The organism is Pseudovibrio sp. Alg231-02 (assembly GCF_900143565.1).
Classification (GTDB): domain Bacteria; phylum Pseudomonadota; class Alphaproteobacteria; order Rhizobiales; family Stappiaceae; genus Pseudovibrio.
This window is the reverse complement of the sequence record NZ_FREX01000001.1, coordinates 702919-719563: the sequence shown is the minus strand read 5'-3', so window position 1 is coordinate 719563 and position 16645 is coordinate 702919. Positions and strand designations below refer to the sequence as shown.

Genomic DNA, 16645 nt, shown 5'->3' with positions numbered 1-16645 from the left:
AGGTTAAGGCAAACTTGCAGCTATATTAAATAAAAAGGCGCCCGTTTGAGGCGCCTTTTTATATTACTTAGTGAAGTTAGATTAGGCCTTGCCGGTCTGTTTTAAGGCAAAGGCATAGACCAAGGCGACCTCTTTCAGGCGATCGAAACGACCGGATGCGCCGCCGTGGCCGGCATCCATGTTGGTGCGCAGCATCACCAGACTATCATTAGCCTTCTTCTCACGCAGTGTTGCAACCCATTTGGCAGGCTCCCAATAGGTAACGCGCGGATCAGTCAGGCCGCCAAGTGCGAAGATCGCCGGATAGTCTTTCGCCTCCACATTGTCGATGGGAGAATAGGAGGCGATATACCCATATGCGCTCTTATCGCGGATCGGATCACCCCATTCCGGCCATTCAATCGGGGTCAGCGGCAACGTATCGTCGAGCATGGTGGTTAGCACGTCCACAAATGGCACTTCAGCAATCATTGCAGCAAAAGCCTCAGGTGCCATGTTTGCACATGCACCCATCAGCATGCCACCGGCTGAGCCGCCGTGGGCAACGATCCTATCGTGAGAAGTGAAGCCTTCGCTAGCCAGGAACTTAGAGGCTGCGATGAAGTCATAAAAGGTGTTCTTCTTGAACTCACGACGCCCGTTCTTGTACCAGGCATAGCCTTTGTCTTTGCCACCACGAATGTGCGCAATCGCATAAACAAATCCGCGATCAACAAGCGACAGGGCATTGGTGGAGAAGCTGGCAGGAATTGAAAGGCCATAGGACCCATACCCGTAAAGCAGGCAAGGAGCACTTCCATCCAGAACTGTCGAGCGTTTATAGAGCAGAGAAACCGGAACCAGTGTGCCATCATGTGAAGGAGCCATCAGGCGGCGCGTAATGTACTCAGAAGCATCGTGACCAGATGGCACTTCCTGCCGCTTGCGCAGCACTCTATCGCGCGTAGCAAGGTCATAGTCATATACCTCGCTTGGTGTTGTCATGGAAGAATACGTGAACCGGATGGTTGTGGTGTTATATTCAAACCCTGCGGCTATACCGAGGCTATAGGCTTCTTCATCAAATTCAATGCTGTGTGAAATACCATCGATGAAACGATGGACGACAATGCGCGGCAAGCCATCAACGCGCTCAAGCCACACCATATAATCCTTGTAAACATCGTGCGATAGGATCAGACGGCCAGGCTTATGAGCAATCAGATCAACCCAGTGTGACTTACCCGGAAGAGCAAGCTGAGCGACGAGCGGTACGCTGACAATCTTGAAATCTTCAGCCTCACCAGCGTTGGTTAAGATCAGTAGGCGGTCACCATTGTCTTCAACGGAATACTCCACGCCAGTCTCACGCTTGGCAACCAACGTAGGGGCTGCCAAAGGTTCATCTGCAGGAATAAGCCAAACCTCGGTGGTTTCATGGTCGCCTGAACCAATACAAATGAAGCGTCCGGATTGTGTTCTGCCAAGCCCAACAAAGAAGCTTGTATCTTGTTCTTCATAAACAAGAACATCTTCAGACGGTGCTGTACCGAGCTTGTGGCGGAAGAGCTTGGAAGGGCGATGGTTTGCGTCTACCTGAACATAAAACAGATACTGACCGTCCGTAGACCAAACACCGCCTGCACCAGTGTCTGGTATGGTGTCTTCCAGATCCTGTCCTGTCGTCGTGTCGCGCACTTTCAGTGTGTAGTACTCGGAGCCTTTGTCATCATAAGCCCAGGCCAGATACCTATGGTCATCGCTGTGAGATGCACCGCCAAATTTGAAGTATGCTTTGCCATCAGCTTCAAGGTCTCCATCGACAAGAACTATGGGGTCGCTTCCATCACGCTTGCTGCGCACAAATTTGGGGTGTTGGCCACCTTCAACAAACTTGGTCGCATAGGCGTACTCACCATCAGGAGAAGGAACTGAACTGTCGTCTTCTTTGATACGACCCTTTAGCTCTGCAAAAAGTGCTTTTTGCAGCTCTTCAGTGTCTTCCATCTCGCTTTCGGTATAGGCATTTTCTGCTTCAAGATAGGCACGGATCTCAGGATCAAGCAGAGTGGGGTCTCGCATTACCTCCTGCCAATTATCTGCGCGCAGCCAGGCATAAGGCTCGTTGCGAGTAAAACCATGATGGCTGGTTTCATGAGTGCGCATCTGGGCGCGAGGTGGAACTGACTTTTTCATTATACCTGACTGAGTTTACGCTTATGATTTTGAAATTTGAATTCTATTCTTCAGCATTTTAATCGGGAACGAGCATAAAGCCAGTTCCCGATTAAAACTTATCCCTGAGAAGATATGCGCTGAATCGAAGGTATAAATTTGAACCTGAAGCTTTTTACACCGATAATTTTCATGCTCATATGTCTTTCGAAGAGAGCAGATAATATTACTTCAATGTAATTAGAGTTGTTCTTCCACAGCTTCAAAACGTCGCTCTTTTGCCTCGCGATAACACCTATCTTGGATTTGATCAAAACTACGTGTCAGGTGTGAATGTCATCGAAGTACCATTCATGCAGTAGCGAAGTCCTGTTGGAGGTGGACCGTCAGGGAAAACGTGTCCGAGATGTCCTCCACAACTTGCACAGCAAATCTCTGTGCGGACCATGCCAAGCGTAGCGTCTTTATGTTCTGTCACAGCATCGGGAGAGACCGCCTCAAAGAAACTTGGCCAGCCGCAGCCTGCATCAAATTTTGTGTCTGATTTGAATAGCTTAGAGCTACATGCTGTGCAGCTGTAGGTGCCTGTTTCAAAGGTATTCCAATAAGGGCCTGTAAAGGCTCGTTCGGTACCTTTTTCCCTAAGGATACGATATTGCTCAGGGGTCAGTTGTTCCCGCCATTCCGACTCGGTCATGTCCTTAGGTGATTTTTTGTTAAACATGATAGAAATCCTTATTCACCGGGCTCAATGGTAGGGCCATGTTAAGTTTACCAAGACATAAACAAACAGCCAATGCCTATAAGGCAAGTTACAATTAGGTGAGGTTAAAGTTTATTGGAACCTGACAAAACTAGAATGTGATGAACTTGCCCTGCATGGGTGGGCAGATTATGTCTTTGGAGTGGTCGGGGGAGCGTGTTTGGCAAATTCGACTCGGTCTTATAGGTTAACCACACTAATAAATTTACGGAGTGCTACATGCCTTTATTCGGTGTCGAGGCAACGTTCTGGGCGTTATTAGGCCCGTTTGTTGCCGCTGCGCTTAGTCCCTTTCTGGCAAAGACTCTGAAACACAATGCTGCGTGGCTTCTCGCTGTTATTCCTGCATTGGCGTTCCTACAGTTTCTTTCATTTGTGCCAGGCATTGCCGAGGGGCAAACATTCAAGGCGAGCTTGGAGTGGGTTCCCACCTTCAACGTAAATTTCTCGATTTATCTGGATGGCCTGTCTGTCTTATTTGCGCTTCTGATTTCGGGAATAGGGACGCTCATTACGCTTTATGCAGGTGGATACCTGAAAGGCCATGAGAATCTTGGGCAGTTTCTGTCCTACCTGTTCCTCTTCATGGGGGCCATGCTGGGTGTTGTTGTTGCTGATAACGTCATCACGCTCTTCATCTACTGGGAGTTGACGTCTATCACGTCCTTCCTGTTGATCGGGTTTGACCACCTGCGCCGCGCCTCTCGCCGCTCTGCTGTGCAAGCGCTTGTTGTAACTGGCGGCGGTGGTCTAGCTCTGATGGCTGGTTTGATCTTAGCTGGCTACCAAGGTGGTAGTTTCGAGTTGAGTGAGTTGCTCAACTCCGGAGATGTTTTACGCGAAAGCCCGTATTACACCGCGATCTTCATCTTGGTGGTGCTGGGCGCTTTCACAAAGTCAGCTCAATTTCCGTTCCATTTCTGGCTTCCAAACGCAATGGAAGCTCCGACACCTGTTTCTGCATACTTACACTCTGCCACCATGGTGAAAGCCGGTGTTTACCTGCTCATGCGCATGCATCCGGTTCTGGGAGATACAGAACTCTGGATGACCGTACTTCCGATCTTTGGTGGCATCACACTGCTCGTTGGCACCATTCTTGGCATTCGGCAGACCGACCTCAAACTTGTTCTGGCCTACACAACAGTTGCGTCTCTCGGGTTGCTGGTGATGCTGACAGGCACATCAGATCCGGTGGCGATTCAAGGCGCCGTTATATACCTGTTCGCGCACTCACTCTTTAAGGGCTCTTTGTTTATGGTGGTCGGAACCGTCGACCATGAATCAGGTACACGCGATCTGAACAGAGTAGGGGGCTTGTTCTCACTGATGCCGATCACCGGTACAGCTGCGGTCCTCTCTGCGTTGTCAATGGCAGGTTTGCCACCTCTGGTCGGCTTTGTTGCAAAAGAAGTTCTTTATGACGGAACATGGCACGCTGTGAACGGTGGGCTTTGGACTGGCTTTGCCGTGCTGGGCAACGCGATGATGTTTGCTCTGGCTGCAACCGTTGCCATTAAACCGTTCTTCGGCGCCAAGGTGAAAACACCAAAAGTTGCTCATGAAGGAACAGTCCTACTTGTTGCAGGATCAATCACTCTTGCGGTTCTGGGGCTGGCAGCCGGTGCATTCATCGCATCAGTTGGTCATCAGCTCTTGTCACCAATGACCTCTGCAATTCTGGGAACGCCATTTGATGAAGAGTTGCATCTGTTCCCCACATACCTGTCACCGGCGCTTTACCTGTCCTTGGCGACAGTTGCCCTTGGTATTATCATCTTCATGTACATGGATAAGCTCCGTGTGATTGTTGCAGATGCTCTACGAACCATTGGGTGGGGACCGGATAAGGGCTTCGACCAGGTCCTGGAAGTTATCATTCGTTTTGCAACCACGCTGACACAAACAGTTCAAACTGGCAGTATGGTCACCTATATGCGCGCAACGTTTACCGTAATCGCGCTGGTGCTGTTTGTACCAATGATCCTCACAGGCAATTGGCCAAAGCTGCAAGGTATAGGCAGCTTCTACGCTTATGAGTGGTTTATTGCCGCGATTGCGGTGATTGGCGTTTATGCCGTGTTAACAGCACGCTACCGAGTAACGGCGATTGTCCTGCTTGGTATTCAAGGCTTTGCAGTGGCACTGATCTACCTGCTCTTTGGAGCGCCGGATCTGGCCTTCACGCAGTTTATGGTCGAGACACTCTCGGTTGTGATCCTTGCATTGGTAATGACCCGCCTGAATCTGAAGCCAACCGATGCCCGGTCATCGCGTGGCAAAGCCTTTGATATCAGCCTGTCAGTGCTTTGCGGTGCGGGTATCAGCATGTTGCTGATGTCCATTATTCAACTGCCGTTTGACCCAACACTCTCTGAGTTCTTCACACAGTACAGTCGGACGATTGCGCACGGTCGGAACATCGTGAACGTTATTCTCGTTGATTTCCGCGGCTTCGATACGATCGGAGAGATCTCCGTTGTGATGGTAACGGGTCTGGCGGTCCTTGCACTTATCCGAGTGCGACCTAAATCAAACGGAAACTCGAACTCGGAGAAAAATCGCTAATGAATACGCTTATATTCAGAACGGTCGCTCCGTATCTCTCTGCTCTGATGATGCTTTTTTCCGTCTTCGTATTGCTCCGTGGGCACAACGAGCCCGGTGGAGGTTTCATCGGCGGGCTGATTGCCGTTTCCGCCTTCGCAATTTATGGCATTGCCTGCGGTGTCTCTGCAGTTCGCCGGGCAATGAAGTTTCATCCTATGTCCATTGCTGCGTCAGGCCTGCTCCTCGCGGTTGTCTCTGTGTTGCCGAGCCTGTTCTTCAGTCAGCCAGCAATGACAAGTCAGTGGCTTGCACTCCCGTTTTTGGGCACGGTGATTGATCTATCAACACCGCTGTTCTTTGATATTGGAGTGTATCTGGTGGTGGTAGGAGCGATTTCTTCGATCGCTCTTTCTCTGGAAGAAAGGGCAGACTAATGGAAACGCTTTTCTCTGTTCTGGTCGGGATCCTTTTTGCAGGTTCCATTTATCTGCTTCTGTCTCGCAAACTTGTACGGATCCTGCTGGGTATTGCCATTCTTGGAAATGCCGTGAACCTCTTGATCTTCACGGCAGGACGCCTGACACGGGATGTACCGCCAATTATTCCGCTTCAAAGCTATCTCCCCGTAGAAGCAACAGCGAACCCTCTGCCTCAGGCATTGGTGCTGACCGCAATTGTGATCTCGTTCTCCTTCCTGGCATTCTTCCTGGTCCTCGGGTACCGGGCCTATCAGGAGCTGGGAACAGATGACTTGCTTGATATGCGCGTCGCAGAACCCAAAGAACATTCTGAACCGCCGCTGGGGTACTAAGTAGATGGCTGCAACGAAAACGACAGTTGATATTACAGCGGCTATGGTGACGGAGGCGGTGCCTCTTGCCGACTGGCTATTGGTTGCTCCTGTCCTGCTCACCATGGCAGGCGGTGCAATTTCAATTATTTTCCGAAAGAAATCGGCGACTCAGCCTTGGATCGCGATCACAACAATCGCACTGGTGATCCTTTCAAACATCGGCTTGCTCAACCACGTTCTCACCAACGGTGTTGTGACAATGGTGATGGGCAGTTGGCTCCCGCCTTTCGGTATCGCTTTTACAGCTGATCCGCTCGGCGCATTGCTGGCGCTGACAGCCTCTGTAGCAACCATGTGTGTCGCCGTCTTCGCAATGAACTCAATTGCTGAAAACGAAAGACGCTACGGTTTCTATCCGTTCCTCCTGATGCTGCTCTGCGGTGTCACGGGGTCATTTCTGACAGGTGACATCTTCAACCTTTATGTGTGGTTTGAAGTCCTGTTGATCTCATCTTTTGGGATGCAGATCCTTGGAAATGAAAAGGTGCAGATCGACGGTGCTGTAAAATATGCAGTGCTGAACCTGATTGCGACAACGCTATTCCTTGCCGCAACTGGCCTGCTTTATGGTCTGGTTGGTACGCTGAACATGGCGGATATTGCTGGCAAGCTGAAAGCCTTTGATAGCTCTGGTCCAATGCTTGGTTTGGCAACCCTGTACTTCCTCGCGTTTGCCATGAAGGCAGCAGCGTTCCCAGTCAATTTCTGGCTTCCGGCCTCTTATCACACACCACGTTTGGTAGTGGCCGCAATCTTTGCAGGCTTGCTCACCAAAGTCGGTGTCTATGCGCTGCTCAGAGTGATGCTTCTGCTGATGCCGGAAGGTCGTGACTGGCTCGCCTCTCTAATTGGAATAGTCGCAATCGCAACGATGCTGACCGGCTCACTTGGTGCATTGGCTCAAACAGATATCCGACGCCTGATGGCCTATCTCGTCATCGCTGGTATCGGTGCCATGATGGCTGGTATCGCAGTTGGTAATGAAGTTGCTGTATCTGGTGCGATCTTCTACTCCATGCATTCCGTTCTCATCATGACCGCGCTTTACCTCCTGGTCGCTTTTATGTTCCAGATGAGCGGAACATTTTCCCTGCGGGAAATCGGCGGTCTCTACATCCGCACGCCTCTGGGCGCTGGAATAGGCTTGATCCTCTTGCTCGCAGTCGCAGGCTTGCCACCTTTTTCTGGTTTCTGGGCAAAACTACTCCTCGTAGCTGGTGCGCTAGAAGCTGGTCGTGGCTGGGTCGCAGCTGGTATTCTGGTCTCTGGGCTGTTTACGACCATTGCTGTAGGACGTCTTTGGATCTTCGCATTCTGGCGAGGCGGGAACGAGCACACGGTGGATGGCATTCAAGCTCTCCCCATTGCCGGAAGCTCTGACGCCTCTGAGATATCGTGGAGCATCTGGTTGCCACTCGTTGTGTTGACTGCACTGATCTTCATAATTGGAATCTTGCCGGAAACCATGATGTCCATAACTGAAAATGGAGCAAAAACGCTGATTGATCCGACAGCCTATATCGGTTCCGTATTTGGAGGCATCCGATGAACAACACGGTCTTTCTCATGAACTTGCTGCTTGCAGCAGCATGGGGCGCTGTTACCGGCTCATTCACACCGCTGAATCTGATTTTCGGTTTTATCTTGTCCAGTATTGCGTTGTTCCTGATCCGGGAACAGATCGCATTTCGGGATTACTTTCAGCGCGGAGGGAAGATCCTCATTCTTGCTGGCAGCTTCTTCAAAGAGTTGGTGCTGTCCTCCTGGCGGGTACTGATGATTGTTATCAAACCGAAGATCAATCTCCACCCAGGCATCATCGCAGTGCCGCTCTCAGTCAGCGAAGACTTTGAGATCACGTTGCTGGCAAACATGGTCACGTTGACACCGGGAACGCTCTCTGTCGATGTTTCGGAAGATCGAAAGGTCTTGTTTGTGCATTGCCTCAACGTGCCAGATCCGGAAGAAACAATTGATGGCATCAAGAATGGTTTTGAACGTCAGATCTTGGAGGCGTTTCGATGAACGGATTTGAGGCTTTCGCATCAGATTTTCTGTATGCCTGTGTGAGCATCGCGCTCTTTATTCTCGGCCTGACATTCTTGCTGATTGTCTATCGCATCATCAAAGGCCCAACCTTGCCTGACCGTATTGTCGGACTGGATCTATTGGTGGTTGTCGCCATCGGCCTGATAGCGACTGTGGGTGTTGGGTCATCGTACACGCTCTATATCGATATCTCGCTTGCACTCGGTCTTGTCGGCTTTCTGGCAACCGTTGCCTTCGCCCGCTTCATCTTAAATCGAGGGCAGGCCAAAGACTTTATTATCATGCAGGAAATCAAAGATTCCGAAAAGCAGGAGGAGCAGAAATGATGTCAGCAGTTATCTCCATCCTGACTGGGATTATGCTCATTATAGGAGCAATCTTCGCAGCTGGCGCAGCGCTTGGAATCAATCGTCTGCCAGACGTCTATACACGCATGCACGCAGCGTCCAAGGCGGGTACTTTAGGATCTGGCTTGATGGTGCTGGCGCTTGGCCTCTATTCGCAGCAGTGGGATGATTTCATGCGCGCTGTCGCAACCGTCTGCTTCTTTCTGTTGACGGCTCCGGTTTCTGCACACCTCATCGCGCGCGCAGCCTATGTCGTGGGCTACAAACCTTGTAAGGAAACCAAGTTGGACGAGCTGAGTGTGACGAAGAAGTCTGTGGAGCCTGAAACGCCGCAATAATATGTCAGCTTCGGTCACAGTTTCTGGGGTTTAGTGCAACTAGATCACCAGAAATAATCGACAATGCCCTTTGGGAAGGCGGTTGACTAGAAACGTGAGTTTCACCGGCATCGCCTTGCCAACAGCCAATTACACAGCAAAGTCTCATTCTTTTACCTGTACATTAGGGCAAGCAGTTTATCTAGTTTACTTCTATGATTTCTCAAGTTTGTTGGAAGTCTGTAAGGTCCTTCTAAATCACAATGCACAAAAAACCATAGTAAATCTGCTTTTTCATACCGAATTTAACTTGTTATCCTTATTTCCTGTCTCTATAAAAGCCTCCTATGGTTTTTGCTTGTTTAGAGTCGAAGCTTAGCTGAGATAAGTACGGATCTAACGTTTAATCTTCGGATTAAAGTATTAGCTCTGTAGTAAGTAAGCACACCTACGAAATTTAGATCCACAAGATGACAGGTTAGAGATGAGCGAGATCCCTGCAGATAATAATTTGATGGAACTGACTGCTGATATCGTGTCAGCCTATGTTGGTAATAACACTGTGGCCTCTGCCGATTTGCCTGTGCTGATCAACGACGTTTACGTCGCTTTGCAGAAAACCAGTGGTGATCTTTCCGAGCCAGAGCCTGAGCCACTCAAGCCAGCTGTGCCGGTGAAGAAGTCTGTTACGAACGATTACATCATCTGTCTTGAAGATGGTAAGAAGTTCAAGTCCCTGAAGCGTCACCTACGCACGCATTACGATATGACACCTGAAGAATATCGTGAAAAATGGGGTCTGCCTTCAGACTACCCAATGGTTGCTCCTCATTACGCGGCAGCTCGTTCTGAGCTTGCTAAGAAAATGGGTCTCGGCCAGCAGCGTAAACGCGCTAAGTAATTTCAGGACATTTCCTGACAGAAAACCAGCCTCAATCGGGGCTGGTTTTTTTTATTCCCCTTCTGCTGTTTCTTATCCCCCCATTATTGATGAATTTCCCTTAAGGGTGCACGTGTTGTGCATAGTGCCTTGGCACGCCTTCTTCGACCTTCCGTAAAGGTAAAATCAGTTCATCTGACACTAGAGCTTAAGTTCTAATTTTCTTGTGCTTTACTAAGTTGTGATCTCAAAACACCTGCAAGTCTCAAGAGTTAATTCAAAAAAATAATTCGATAAGGTTTTAAGGGCAGCTTTCGAAACTTCGAAGCTGGACTCAAAAGTCGCTTAAGTCTGCCAGTCGTTTAGAAAAATTTATGCTTTGAGACCGCGAGGTACCAATCTTATCCCCCCCGAGTATCGCTAGGGCAACAATCAATTGTTCTTTGACGATAACCAATCAGTTCATTGGAGTAATTAAATGCCAAGAATTTCTGAGGGGGAGAAAAATGAAATGTCCAAGAGTCCGTGTTCGGAGTCTTCGGTTCATTCTGGACTGTCCCAAAAGCCTCTGTCAGCGGTGGACTGGATGGCGACAGGCCGTGTCGCGCTTGCATTTGGATTGAAGCCAGAGGAGCTTCATTCTGCCTCCCGCGGTTATGCAAAAGCTGCACGGGCCCGCCAAGTCTCTATGTATATTCTTCACGTCTCAATGGGCATGACCCTGTCCCAAGCAGGTGCAGTCTTTGGGCGTGACAGAACAACAGCAGCTCATGCCTGCAAAGTGGTTGAAGATTTAAGAGAAGATCCGAAATTTGATGCTGTCCTCTCCGAGATTGAGGGGCAGCTGTCTGCGTCTATTGCCAGTGCGCGCATGCATTCTTCCCTAAGCTCCGGAGGTCAGTCTGATGCCTACCCAGCCTGAGGAAGCAGTATCTGAAATGCAGCTCATCAAATTCTGCAAAGGGCTCGCAGTTGCAAAGCAGCATGCGGAACCTGAGGGGGAAGCTAAAGCTGTCTTATCGCGTGCAATAGCCCTGTCGCTGGTTGCTTCCTGTGCGCAGGGCTACCAGCTGACCAAAAAGGGCAAAAGCTGGTTGCGGCGAAAATTGAGCTATGGAGGGTTGGAAACTCAATCTAATACGGAGCAATCTCAAATCAATACCATCAACTCAGAAAGCCCACTGGCCTGGCTAAGGAGTAGAAAAGACAAAACGGGGAGAGGATACCTCTCGGAGCTCCAGTTTGAAGCAGGTGAGCGATTAAGAGAAGATTTCACCTACGCGCAACTTTGGGGAACCGTTAGATCGAACTGGCGCAGCGAGCAATCATCAAGATCGAGTACTAAGGTAGATGATGTATCCGACAGCGTTTACGATGCCAGAGATCGCCTTCAAAGAGCTCTCTCAACTGTCGGACCAGAGCTCTCCGGCGTTCTCATGGATGTGTGCTGTTTCTTGAAGCCTTTGAAACAGGTTGAGAGCGAGCGTCAATGGCCACAACGAACAGCCAAGATTGTTCTGGGGTTGGCGCTAGACCGACTTGCTACACATTACGGTTCGTCTCGCAGTCGTGCGGTCGGTCCCGAAAACGCTCAGATGGCGAGTTGGGCAGCGTCTAATTCGGAGTTAGAGCTGCGGACGCATCATCCTTGATACGCTGAACCATGGAACTCAAGCCATTGGAACGCTGAGGTGTCAGGTGTTCTTTGAGGCCAATCTTGCCAAATATACTCTCGATGTCCGTAGCAAGAATTTCCTTTGCAGAAACACCGGAATATTGCGCAAGAACGATAGCAACAAGACCGCGAACAATGTGTGCATCGCTGTCGCCCTTATAGAACAGGATCGGGCCTTTATCGGTATCTTCCTGAATGTTCTTCGAAAGCCAGACCTGAGAAACACAGCCATGAACGCGGTTTTCCTCACTGCGTTCATCATCTGTCAGGGGCTCAAGTTCTCGGCCCAGCTCGATGACATAGCGATAGCGGTCTTCCCAGTCTTCGAGGAACTCAAAGCCTTCCAGAATATCAGCGATCGCAGTGGTCATAATACTATTCTCTCACTCAGGGTTTTGAGGGCGTTTCTACCGCGCCAACCGGTTAGGGGCAATACGATTGGATTCAAAATATATAACGGCCCACACTCCAGATGAGAGTATAGGCCATAAATAGCTCAGATTTATGGAAATTGACCTTAATTCCGGCCGTAATACAGCGGATTAGGACGCGGTAACGGAACAGCAGCAACTGGAGTTGCATAGATTGGCTGAACTTCAGCAAACAGACCTTGTTCAGATGGATCTGCTTGCGCAGAGCTGTTCTGTTGCTGGTTTTGATTGAGTTGCCATGGAATGTCCCGATCAGCTGAACTAAGTGTACCGGAATGTGCAGGCTCGTCTGATGGGCTTGTAAGGCTCGGCAGCAACTGGCCAGCTGCAACTTCATCAAATGGTATTGCCTCGATAGCATCCTGAGCTGACGGCAGAGCAGCAAACTTGGTGGGTTGCAGATCTTCTGCCTCACTGTCGCTGAGGTAATTGTAGGTCAAGCGAGCAGCTTCTTTTGCCTTTAAACCGACGAGAGTGATGACCGAGCCGCCCATCTCGCAAGCATTGGGATTACGATCACAAAAACCGCCAAGATCCTTCACGGTGGATTGAGCAGCAAGGTAAACCTGAACGATCCCAATAGATGGTGCGTCCTCATCACTGCCAGTTCCAATTGGAAGCAGAAGCAGTACAAGTCCGATCCAAAATGTAGTTCTAAGCAAAAAGAACATTGGCTTCGCCCGTGGGTTTCAAGTGCGCCGAATAGGCTGACAACTTTTAGATAGTCGTTTAACTTGTTGAAACTATAGGGTTTACTCTCAAATATAACATATATTGTTCTCGATAAAATTGAATCAAATTTTATGTAAATTTGAAAACTACTGAAATTTATGGCTATTTTTCGTCTTTCGAAAATTTTGCGAAGCGTATCTATGATTAATAAAAGGTGTAGAAAAAGTATCCCAGCGGCACCTTATTGAAGTGAAAAGCCACCAGATGGGGCTCACAATTAAAACTCAAAAGTGCACATAAGAGTTTTTTTAAGCAAAACTTGATAGAAACAGTAGGACTGGAAAACTGGAAACGAGCCCAATTTAACCCAAGGTTTTATGGTGGTTCTCGGTGGGCAGAGAGCTATTCAAAGTGGACTTGCTGAGGTGAGGGCGATATCTCTAACCTCTCAGGAAGACACCAGTTAAAATTGGTAGTGACCGAGTACTCGGGTAACACACAAATTGCGTTGAAAGAGGTAGTGCTTGATGGTGGGGCGAAAGCCAAACGGCAAAAAAGCGAGCAAAGGTGGAGCCCGTCGGGGTTCTGCACATACGCAGCCTGATGGTGATTACCAAATGCATGTGGACTATGACGAAGACGGTGTTTTCTATGAAAATGGCGAAGTCGATCATGCTGCTGTTGCTAACGCTGCCTCCAAAAAGTCTCCAGGCATGAACAAGCTCTCTACATTGGTGCTGTTAGGCTTCGTTGGCATGGCATCGCTAATCGCGGTGAACGCTGCCTTTTTGCAAGATGCCAAGCATCCCTCTCCAATAGTCGCCACTCGGGTTTCTCAAAGCCAGTTAGATAGCTCAGAACTTGTAAGAGCAACTCAGAGATTGAGACAGCAAGAGCTGGTTGCTGAAGTGCAAAAAGAACTGCGCCGTTTAGGGGTGTATCCGGGCAGTTTGGATGGCCAGTTCGGTCCCGCGACAGAACGGGCAGTCCGTGCTTATCAAAGACAACGCGCAATGAGTGAAAACGGGCAGGTGACCGAAGCGCTGCTCGCACGGCTGACAATGGACTTTGCCGCGTTTGCGCCGTCTCCAAACACCGCGTCTGCTGAAGGGGCTGAGATTCCTATTCCTCGGGCAAGTCCTGAGGAAATTGAAGCATTGACGCAAAGTGGCTCCAATCTGACACAAGTCTCGGGTCAAACGGATGCAATGACTGAGCGTATCAAGCGCCTGCAAAAAACATTGGCAGATCTGGGGTACGGCCCGCTTACAATTGATGGTATTCCGGGTGGCCAGACCGCTTCTGCAATTGCCGCATTCCAACGCGATAATGCTTTGCAGATAGACGGGCAAATGAGCGAAGCTCTCTTCTCTAAGCTTGCTACTGTCAGTGGCACACGGATCTGATAGCGCGACCAATTCAATAAGAAAGACAACTTGATGCGAGTAACCTCTGAATTTTGGGTCGCTGCTTACACACGCCGGTGCTTCGGGGAAGGTGCTTTCGCGGGCATACGCCGCAAAGGCGCGCTGGAAGCAGGGGCCATCTTCATCATTGTTGATCGGTTGGACACGACCTACGACTTTTACGGTCCTGCGCCACAGTCTTTCTTTGAAGAGGAAAAACCACTTGATCGCGAGTTTGAGTGTTTGATGGAAAAGACTTCACGAGAGGAAATTGAAACCAAACTCACACGCGAAGAACGCATGGACCCTGACTTCTGGGTTGTCGAAGTTGAAGATAAGGAAGCCAGAAGCTTCCTGTCACTGCCAAAAGAGCCGGGGCCTGAAGATTTATTTTCAGGCTTTAAGGGTCGCAAGTTCTGAATGGTAATCTGAGGGACGCGTTAAAGATGTGCCCTGGGCTTTGAGTTCCCTCACAACTGTCTCGGTTGCCTCAAAAATCGTGTGATAGCGAGGATGAGAAATCTCTCCACTCCAGCTGCAGAGCAACTGTCGCGCAATCTTCTTGCTAACACCAGCAGCAGACTTTTGCAGGTCTCTCATGCGATCCGTCTCAATGAGTGTGCCCCAAAACCGTACGAGCAGCTGATCGACAAGACGGGAAGAGAACCCAAGACCAACGAGCATGACAATGAACCCGTCTGGAGAAGAATGCGTGCAGCATTGATGAATCTGATCTGGAGTCATGCGGCAGGCGTGCGCCAACTGGCCTACCATGCTCGTGTGGCCAAATTTTAGACCCCTAAGTGTAAGTTCTTGCGCCTCATTCTCCGTCAGAGCGTCAACCGTGTCATCTGAAGCAGAGGCATCTGACAGACTTGCCGAAAGGTCTTTGTATGATGAGATCGGTGTGCTCTCCAGGAAGAGACCAAGCAGATCTTCTGCAAGCTCATCAGAGGAAATGGCTGGATGTGAAGGGGCAACGGCGCTCCTGGAATTGAGAGCAACGTATTCTCCAATCATCTGGTCATGGTCATTTGCAAGAGCTTTCATCACGGCCTCCGGAGCATGAGAGATCGGGCACAACAGGTGCGCTACCTTCAATCGACTTGCCGCAGTGGCTGATGACAGGTGCTGCAGCGCTAACTCCTCATACATATGAGAGCTTGCATGAGAATGGCCGGTTTGAGCAAAAGCCTCTGTTGCTGCAATTAAGAGTTGAGACCTGTCTTCCATGAGTGAAGGAACCTGTATACGCAAAACAATGATTTCTCGATGTTTTTCGCAATCGCCAGAAATACGCAGCGACACATATGACATCGAATATAATTACTAGCTAAATTTAGGAGCAAATGCTTTACAGCTCATTAACTGAAACTCCGCTTAACTGAGGCTTGGAAGAACCACGGAATTGACCGGTAAATGTGCCAGAGGACAAACGATGGGTACACTTCATTATCTCGTGACTGAGCGGTCTCGAAGGCAACCCTTAGAGATACGCAGAGGCTTTGATCGTCAGCTTTCATCAGCCCAGATCCATATATTCCCGGGTGTCTACAAAATGCCGTCAGGATTAGGCTGCCGCAGCAGAGTTGGCGTTATTCGCGTTGTAGAAGAGCACTCGGAATACGAGAGGGACTAGCTTCCTACGTTCTTTGCCTGTATCTCCATTGCTGCAAGCAGTGGGATTGTGTGTCATGGGCGAGTTCGGGAAAACAGAGTTGATCAGCAAAGGTCGGGCCTTTGCGACTTGTCTCCTACTTGTGTCTTCAACCAGCCTGCTGTTGTCTGCCTGCGCCAAACCCACTGGAGATTTTGGCAGAGCAAAGCCAAATTTCCTCCATGACCGCGTTGCAGAAGATCTGGGCATGCTCTACCGCTATTCCCAGAAGCAAGACGTCTCCAACCTCAATTTGACAGATCAGGAAAATGAACTGCGCGATCGCGGATGGACGCTGGTTGTTCCTCCGGCCTCTGAGGATTGGATTGGAGCCAACAAGGCTCAGTTGGAACGTCAGGGTTTTTTGAAAGATCCATATGCTGCGATCAATCCGTCAAACTATTACGTTTATCTGCGCTCGGATAAGTACCGCTCCAGCGAAACGCGTTATACCCGTCTGATTGATGACATGAGGTCTGATCAAAAGCTCCTCCTGCCGTTTTGCAAAGTTGCCCGTCAGGTTCTGGTGAGTGATCATGAGCGTCTGGAGGCACTGAGCCGCCAAACTCAGGTGAGCCCGCAGTTTGCAACGGGGGTAAAGGCGAGGGTCCGCGAGAATAAGTCCTTTGTGGATTGGGTACTCCGCGCCACAGGCCACCGCCTACAGGCCTATCAGATCGCCATCAACGCGCTGGAAGTGGAAACCCCGTCTGCCCAGCAAATCTGGGACGCGAGCAAAGGTTACGAACAGCTGCGTCGAACCTATGAAGAACTGCCCTCCAAATGTTATGCTGAGGTCAAACGTCCGGCAGAACAAGTCGAAAAACCGTCCCGCATCTTTACCGGATGGGGTTTGGAGAGCGCTGTTCCGCAAAAATAGCCGAGTGGTGC

18 protein-coding genes are annotated in these 16645 nt (G+C 49.7%); 13 read left to right on the top strand and 5 right to left on the bottom strand.

The features are described 5' to 3' along the window. Positions 1-81: 81 nt before the first annotated feature. Positions 82-2175, bottom strand: a complete 2094-nt coding sequence (locus DHN43_RS03055; protein WP_108817691.1) for a S9 family peptidase — start codon at positions 2173-2175, stop codon at positions 82-84. A 295-nt stretch (positions 2176-2470) separates the two neighbouring features. Beyond that, on the bottom strand, positions 2471-2878 hold the full coding sequence (gene msrB / locus DHN43_RS03050; RefSeq protein WP_084404713.1) for a peptide-methionine (R)-S-oxide reductase MsrB: 408 nt from the start codon (positions 2876-2878) through the stop codon (positions 2471-2473). A 258-nt stretch (positions 2879-3136) separates the two neighbouring features. Here msrB and DHN43_RS03045 point away from each other — a divergent pair, with 258 nt between their 5' ends. The 10 genes from DHN43_RS03045 (at position 3137) to DHN43_RS03000 (ending at position 11565) form a co-directional block, all read left to right on the top strand. Next, entirely contained in the window at positions 3137-5485 is a 2349-nt protein-coding gene (locus DHN43_RS03045) for a putative monovalent cation/H+ antiporter subunit A (protein WP_108817690.1), read from the top strand. Beyond that, the gene (locus DHN43_RS03040) at positions 5485-5901 is read left to right on the top strand and encodes a Na+/H+ antiporter subunit B (protein WP_057465865.1); all 417 of its coding nucleotides are present in this window, start codon (positions 5485-5487) and stop codon (positions 5899-5901) included. Before DHN43_RS03045 ends, DHN43_RS03040 begins: the two co-directional genes overlap by 1 nt. Then, entirely contained in the window at positions 5901-6278 is a 378-nt protein-coding gene (locus tag DHN43_RS03035; RefSeq protein WP_057465866.1) for a Na+/H+ antiporter subunit C, read from the top strand. The genes DHN43_RS03040 and DHN43_RS03035 overlap by 1 nt, the downstream gene beginning before the upstream one ends. Before the next feature lie 4 nt (positions 6279-6282). Next, entirely contained in the window at positions 6283-7869 is a 1587-nt protein-coding gene (locus DHN43_RS03030) for a Na+/H+ antiporter subunit D (RefSeq protein ID WP_063288157.1), read from the top strand. Next, positions 7866-8345, top strand: a complete 480-nt coding sequence (locus DHN43_RS03025; protein WP_057465868.1) for a Na+/H+ antiporter subunit E — start codon at positions 7866-7868, stop codon at positions 8343-8345. Before DHN43_RS03030 ends, DHN43_RS03025 begins: the two co-directional genes overlap by 4 nt. Next, positions 8342-8695, top strand: coding sequence for a cation:proton antiporter (locus DHN43_RS03020; RefSeq protein WP_057465869.1), 354 nt, complete (start codon positions 8342-8344; stop codon positions 8693-8695). Before DHN43_RS03025 ends, DHN43_RS03020 begins: the two co-directional genes overlap by 4 nt. Then, on the top strand, positions 8692-9054 hold the full coding sequence (gene mnhG / locus DHN43_RS03015) for a monovalent cation/H(+) antiporter subunit G (RefSeq protein WP_082830654.1): 363 nt from the start codon (positions 8692-8694) through the stop codon (positions 9052-9054). The genes DHN43_RS03020 and mnhG overlap by 4 nt, the downstream gene beginning before the upstream one ends. 463 nt (positions 9055-9517) lie before the next feature. Next, positions 9518-9934, top strand: a complete 417-nt coding sequence (locus DHN43_RS03010) for a MucR family transcriptional regulator (RefSeq protein WP_008549808.1) — start codon at positions 9518-9520, stop codon at positions 9932-9934. A gap of 490 nt (positions 9935-10424) precedes the next feature. Then, positions 10425-10835, top strand: a complete 411-nt coding sequence (locus tag DHN43_RS03005; RefSeq protein WP_159096781.1) for a helix-turn-helix domain-containing protein — start codon at positions 10425-10427, stop codon at positions 10833-10835. Then, the gene (locus tag DHN43_RS03000; protein WP_108817688.1) at positions 10819-11565 is read left to right on the top strand and encodes a DUF6456 domain-containing protein; all 747 of its coding nucleotides are present in this window, start codon (positions 10819-10821) and stop codon (positions 11563-11565) included. The genes DHN43_RS03005 and DHN43_RS03000 overlap by 17 nt, the downstream gene beginning before the upstream one ends. Here DHN43_RS03000 and DHN43_RS02995 read toward each other — a convergent pair. After that, entirely contained in the window at positions 11528-11959 is a 432-nt protein-coding gene (locus tag DHN43_RS02995) for a SufE family protein (RefSeq protein WP_057465873.1), read from the bottom strand. The two genes, DHN43_RS03000 and DHN43_RS02995, sit on opposite strands and share 38 nt — an antisense overlap. 146 nt (positions 11960-12105) lie before the next feature. Beyond that, complete coding sequence (locus DHN43_RS02990; RefSeq protein ID WP_108817687.1) at positions 12106-12690, bottom strand: DUF5330 domain-containing protein; 585 nt, start codon at positions 12688-12690, stop codon at positions 12106-12108. A 528-nt stretch (positions 12691-13218) separates the two neighbouring features. Between DHN43_RS02990 and DHN43_RS02985 the strand changes: the two genes are divergently transcribed. Continuing rightward, positions 13219-14097: a peptidoglycan-binding domain-containing protein gene (locus DHN43_RS02985; RefSeq protein ID WP_063303621.1), complete on the top strand. Its 879-nt coding sequence runs from the start codon at positions 13219-13221 to the stop codon at positions 14095-14097. Positions 14098-14130: 33 nt separating this feature from the next. After that, complete coding sequence (locus DHN43_RS02980) at positions 14131-14517, top strand: DUF1491 family protein (RefSeq protein ID WP_082597157.1); 387 nt, start codon at positions 14131-14133, stop codon at positions 14515-14517. On the opposite strand, the gene DHN43_RS02975 is transcribed toward DHN43_RS02980, so the two are convergent. Further along, on the bottom strand, positions 14491-15147 hold the full coding sequence (locus DHN43_RS02975; RefSeq protein WP_208994802.1) for a hypothetical protein: 657 nt from the start codon (positions 15145-15147) through the stop codon (positions 14491-14493). The genes DHN43_RS02980 and DHN43_RS02975 overlap by 27 nt on opposite strands. A gap of 644 nt (positions 15148-15791) precedes the next feature. Between DHN43_RS02975 and DHN43_RS02970 the strand changes: the two genes are divergently transcribed. Next, a complete protein-coding gene (locus DHN43_RS02970; protein WP_108817686.1) occupies positions 15792-16634 on the top strand; it encodes a hypothetical protein in 843 nt (280 codons plus the stop codon). Positions 16635-16645 lie beyond the last annotated feature (11 nt).

What these genes read in the sequence shown, in the direction of transcription:
- DHN43_RS03055 (WP_108817691.1), bottom strand. Translation starts at nt 2,175, where the DNA reads ATGAAAAAGTCAGTTCCACCTCGCGCCCAGATGCGCACTCATGAAACC.
- msrB (WP_084404713.1), bottom strand. Translation starts at nt 2,878, where the DNA reads ATGTTTAACAAAAAATCACCTAAGGACATGACCGAGTCGGAATGGCGG.
- DHN43_RS03045 (WP_108817690.1), top strand. Translation starts at nt 3,137, where the DNA reads ATGCCTTTATTCGGTGTCGAGGCAACGTTCTGGGCGTTATTAGGCCCG.
- DHN43_RS03040 (WP_057465865.1), top strand. Translation starts at nt 5,485, where the DNA reads ATGAATACGCTTATATTCAGAACGGTCGCTCCGTATCTCTCTGCTCTG.
- DHN43_RS03035 (WP_057465866.1), top strand. Translation starts at nt 5,901, where the DNA reads ATGGAAACGCTTTTCTCTGTTCTGGTCGGGATCCTTTTTGCAGGTTCC.
- DHN43_RS03030 (WP_063288157.1), top strand. Translation starts at nt 6,283, where the DNA reads ATGGCTGCAACGAAAACGACAGTTGATATTACAGCGGCTATGGTGACG.
- DHN43_RS03025 (WP_057465868.1), top strand. Translation starts at nt 7,866, where the DNA reads ATGAACAACACGGTCTTTCTCATGAACTTGCTGCTTGCAGCAGCATGG.
- DHN43_RS03020 (WP_057465869.1), top strand. Translation starts at nt 8,342, where the DNA reads ATGAACGGATTTGAGGCTTTCGCATCAGATTTTCTGTATGCCTGTGTG.
- mnhG (WP_082830654.1), top strand. Translation starts at nt 8,692, where the DNA reads ATGATGTCAGCAGTTATCTCCATCCTGACTGGGATTATGCTCATTATA.
- DHN43_RS03010 (WP_008549808.1), top strand. Translation starts at nt 9,518, where the DNA reads ATGAGCGAGATCCCTGCAGATAATAATTTGATGGAACTGACTGCTGAT.
- DHN43_RS03005 (WP_159096781.1), top strand. Translation starts at nt 10,425, where the DNA reads ATGTCCAAGAGTCCGTGTTCGGAGTCTTCGGTTCATTCTGGACTGTCC.
- DHN43_RS03000 (WP_108817688.1), top strand. Translation starts at nt 10,819, where the DNA reads ATGCCTACCCAGCCTGAGGAAGCAGTATCTGAAATGCAGCTCATCAAA.
- DHN43_RS02995 (WP_057465873.1), bottom strand. Translation starts at nt 11,959, where the DNA reads ATGACCACTGCGATCGCTGATATTCTGGAAGGCTTTGAGTTCCTCGAA.
- DHN43_RS02990 (WP_108817687.1), bottom strand. Translation starts at nt 12,690, where the DNA reads ATGTTCTTTTTGCTTAGAACTACATTTTGGATCGGACTTGTACTGCTT.
- DHN43_RS02985 (WP_063303621.1), top strand. Translation starts at nt 13,219, where the DNA reads ATGGTGGGGCGAAAGCCAAACGGCAAAAAAGCGAGCAAAGGTGGAGCC.
- DHN43_RS02980 (WP_082597157.1), top strand. Translation starts at nt 14,131, where the DNA reads ATGCGAGTAACCTCTGAATTTTGGGTCGCTGCTTACACACGCCGGTGC.
- DHN43_RS02975 (WP_208994802.1), bottom strand. Translation starts at nt 15,147, where the DNA reads ATGAAAGCTCTTGCAAATGACCATGACCAGATGATTGGAGAATACGTT.
- DHN43_RS02970 (WP_108817686.1), top strand. Translation starts at nt 15,792, where the DNA reads ATGGGCGAGTTCGGGAAAACAGAGTTGATCAGCAAAGGTCGGGCCTTT.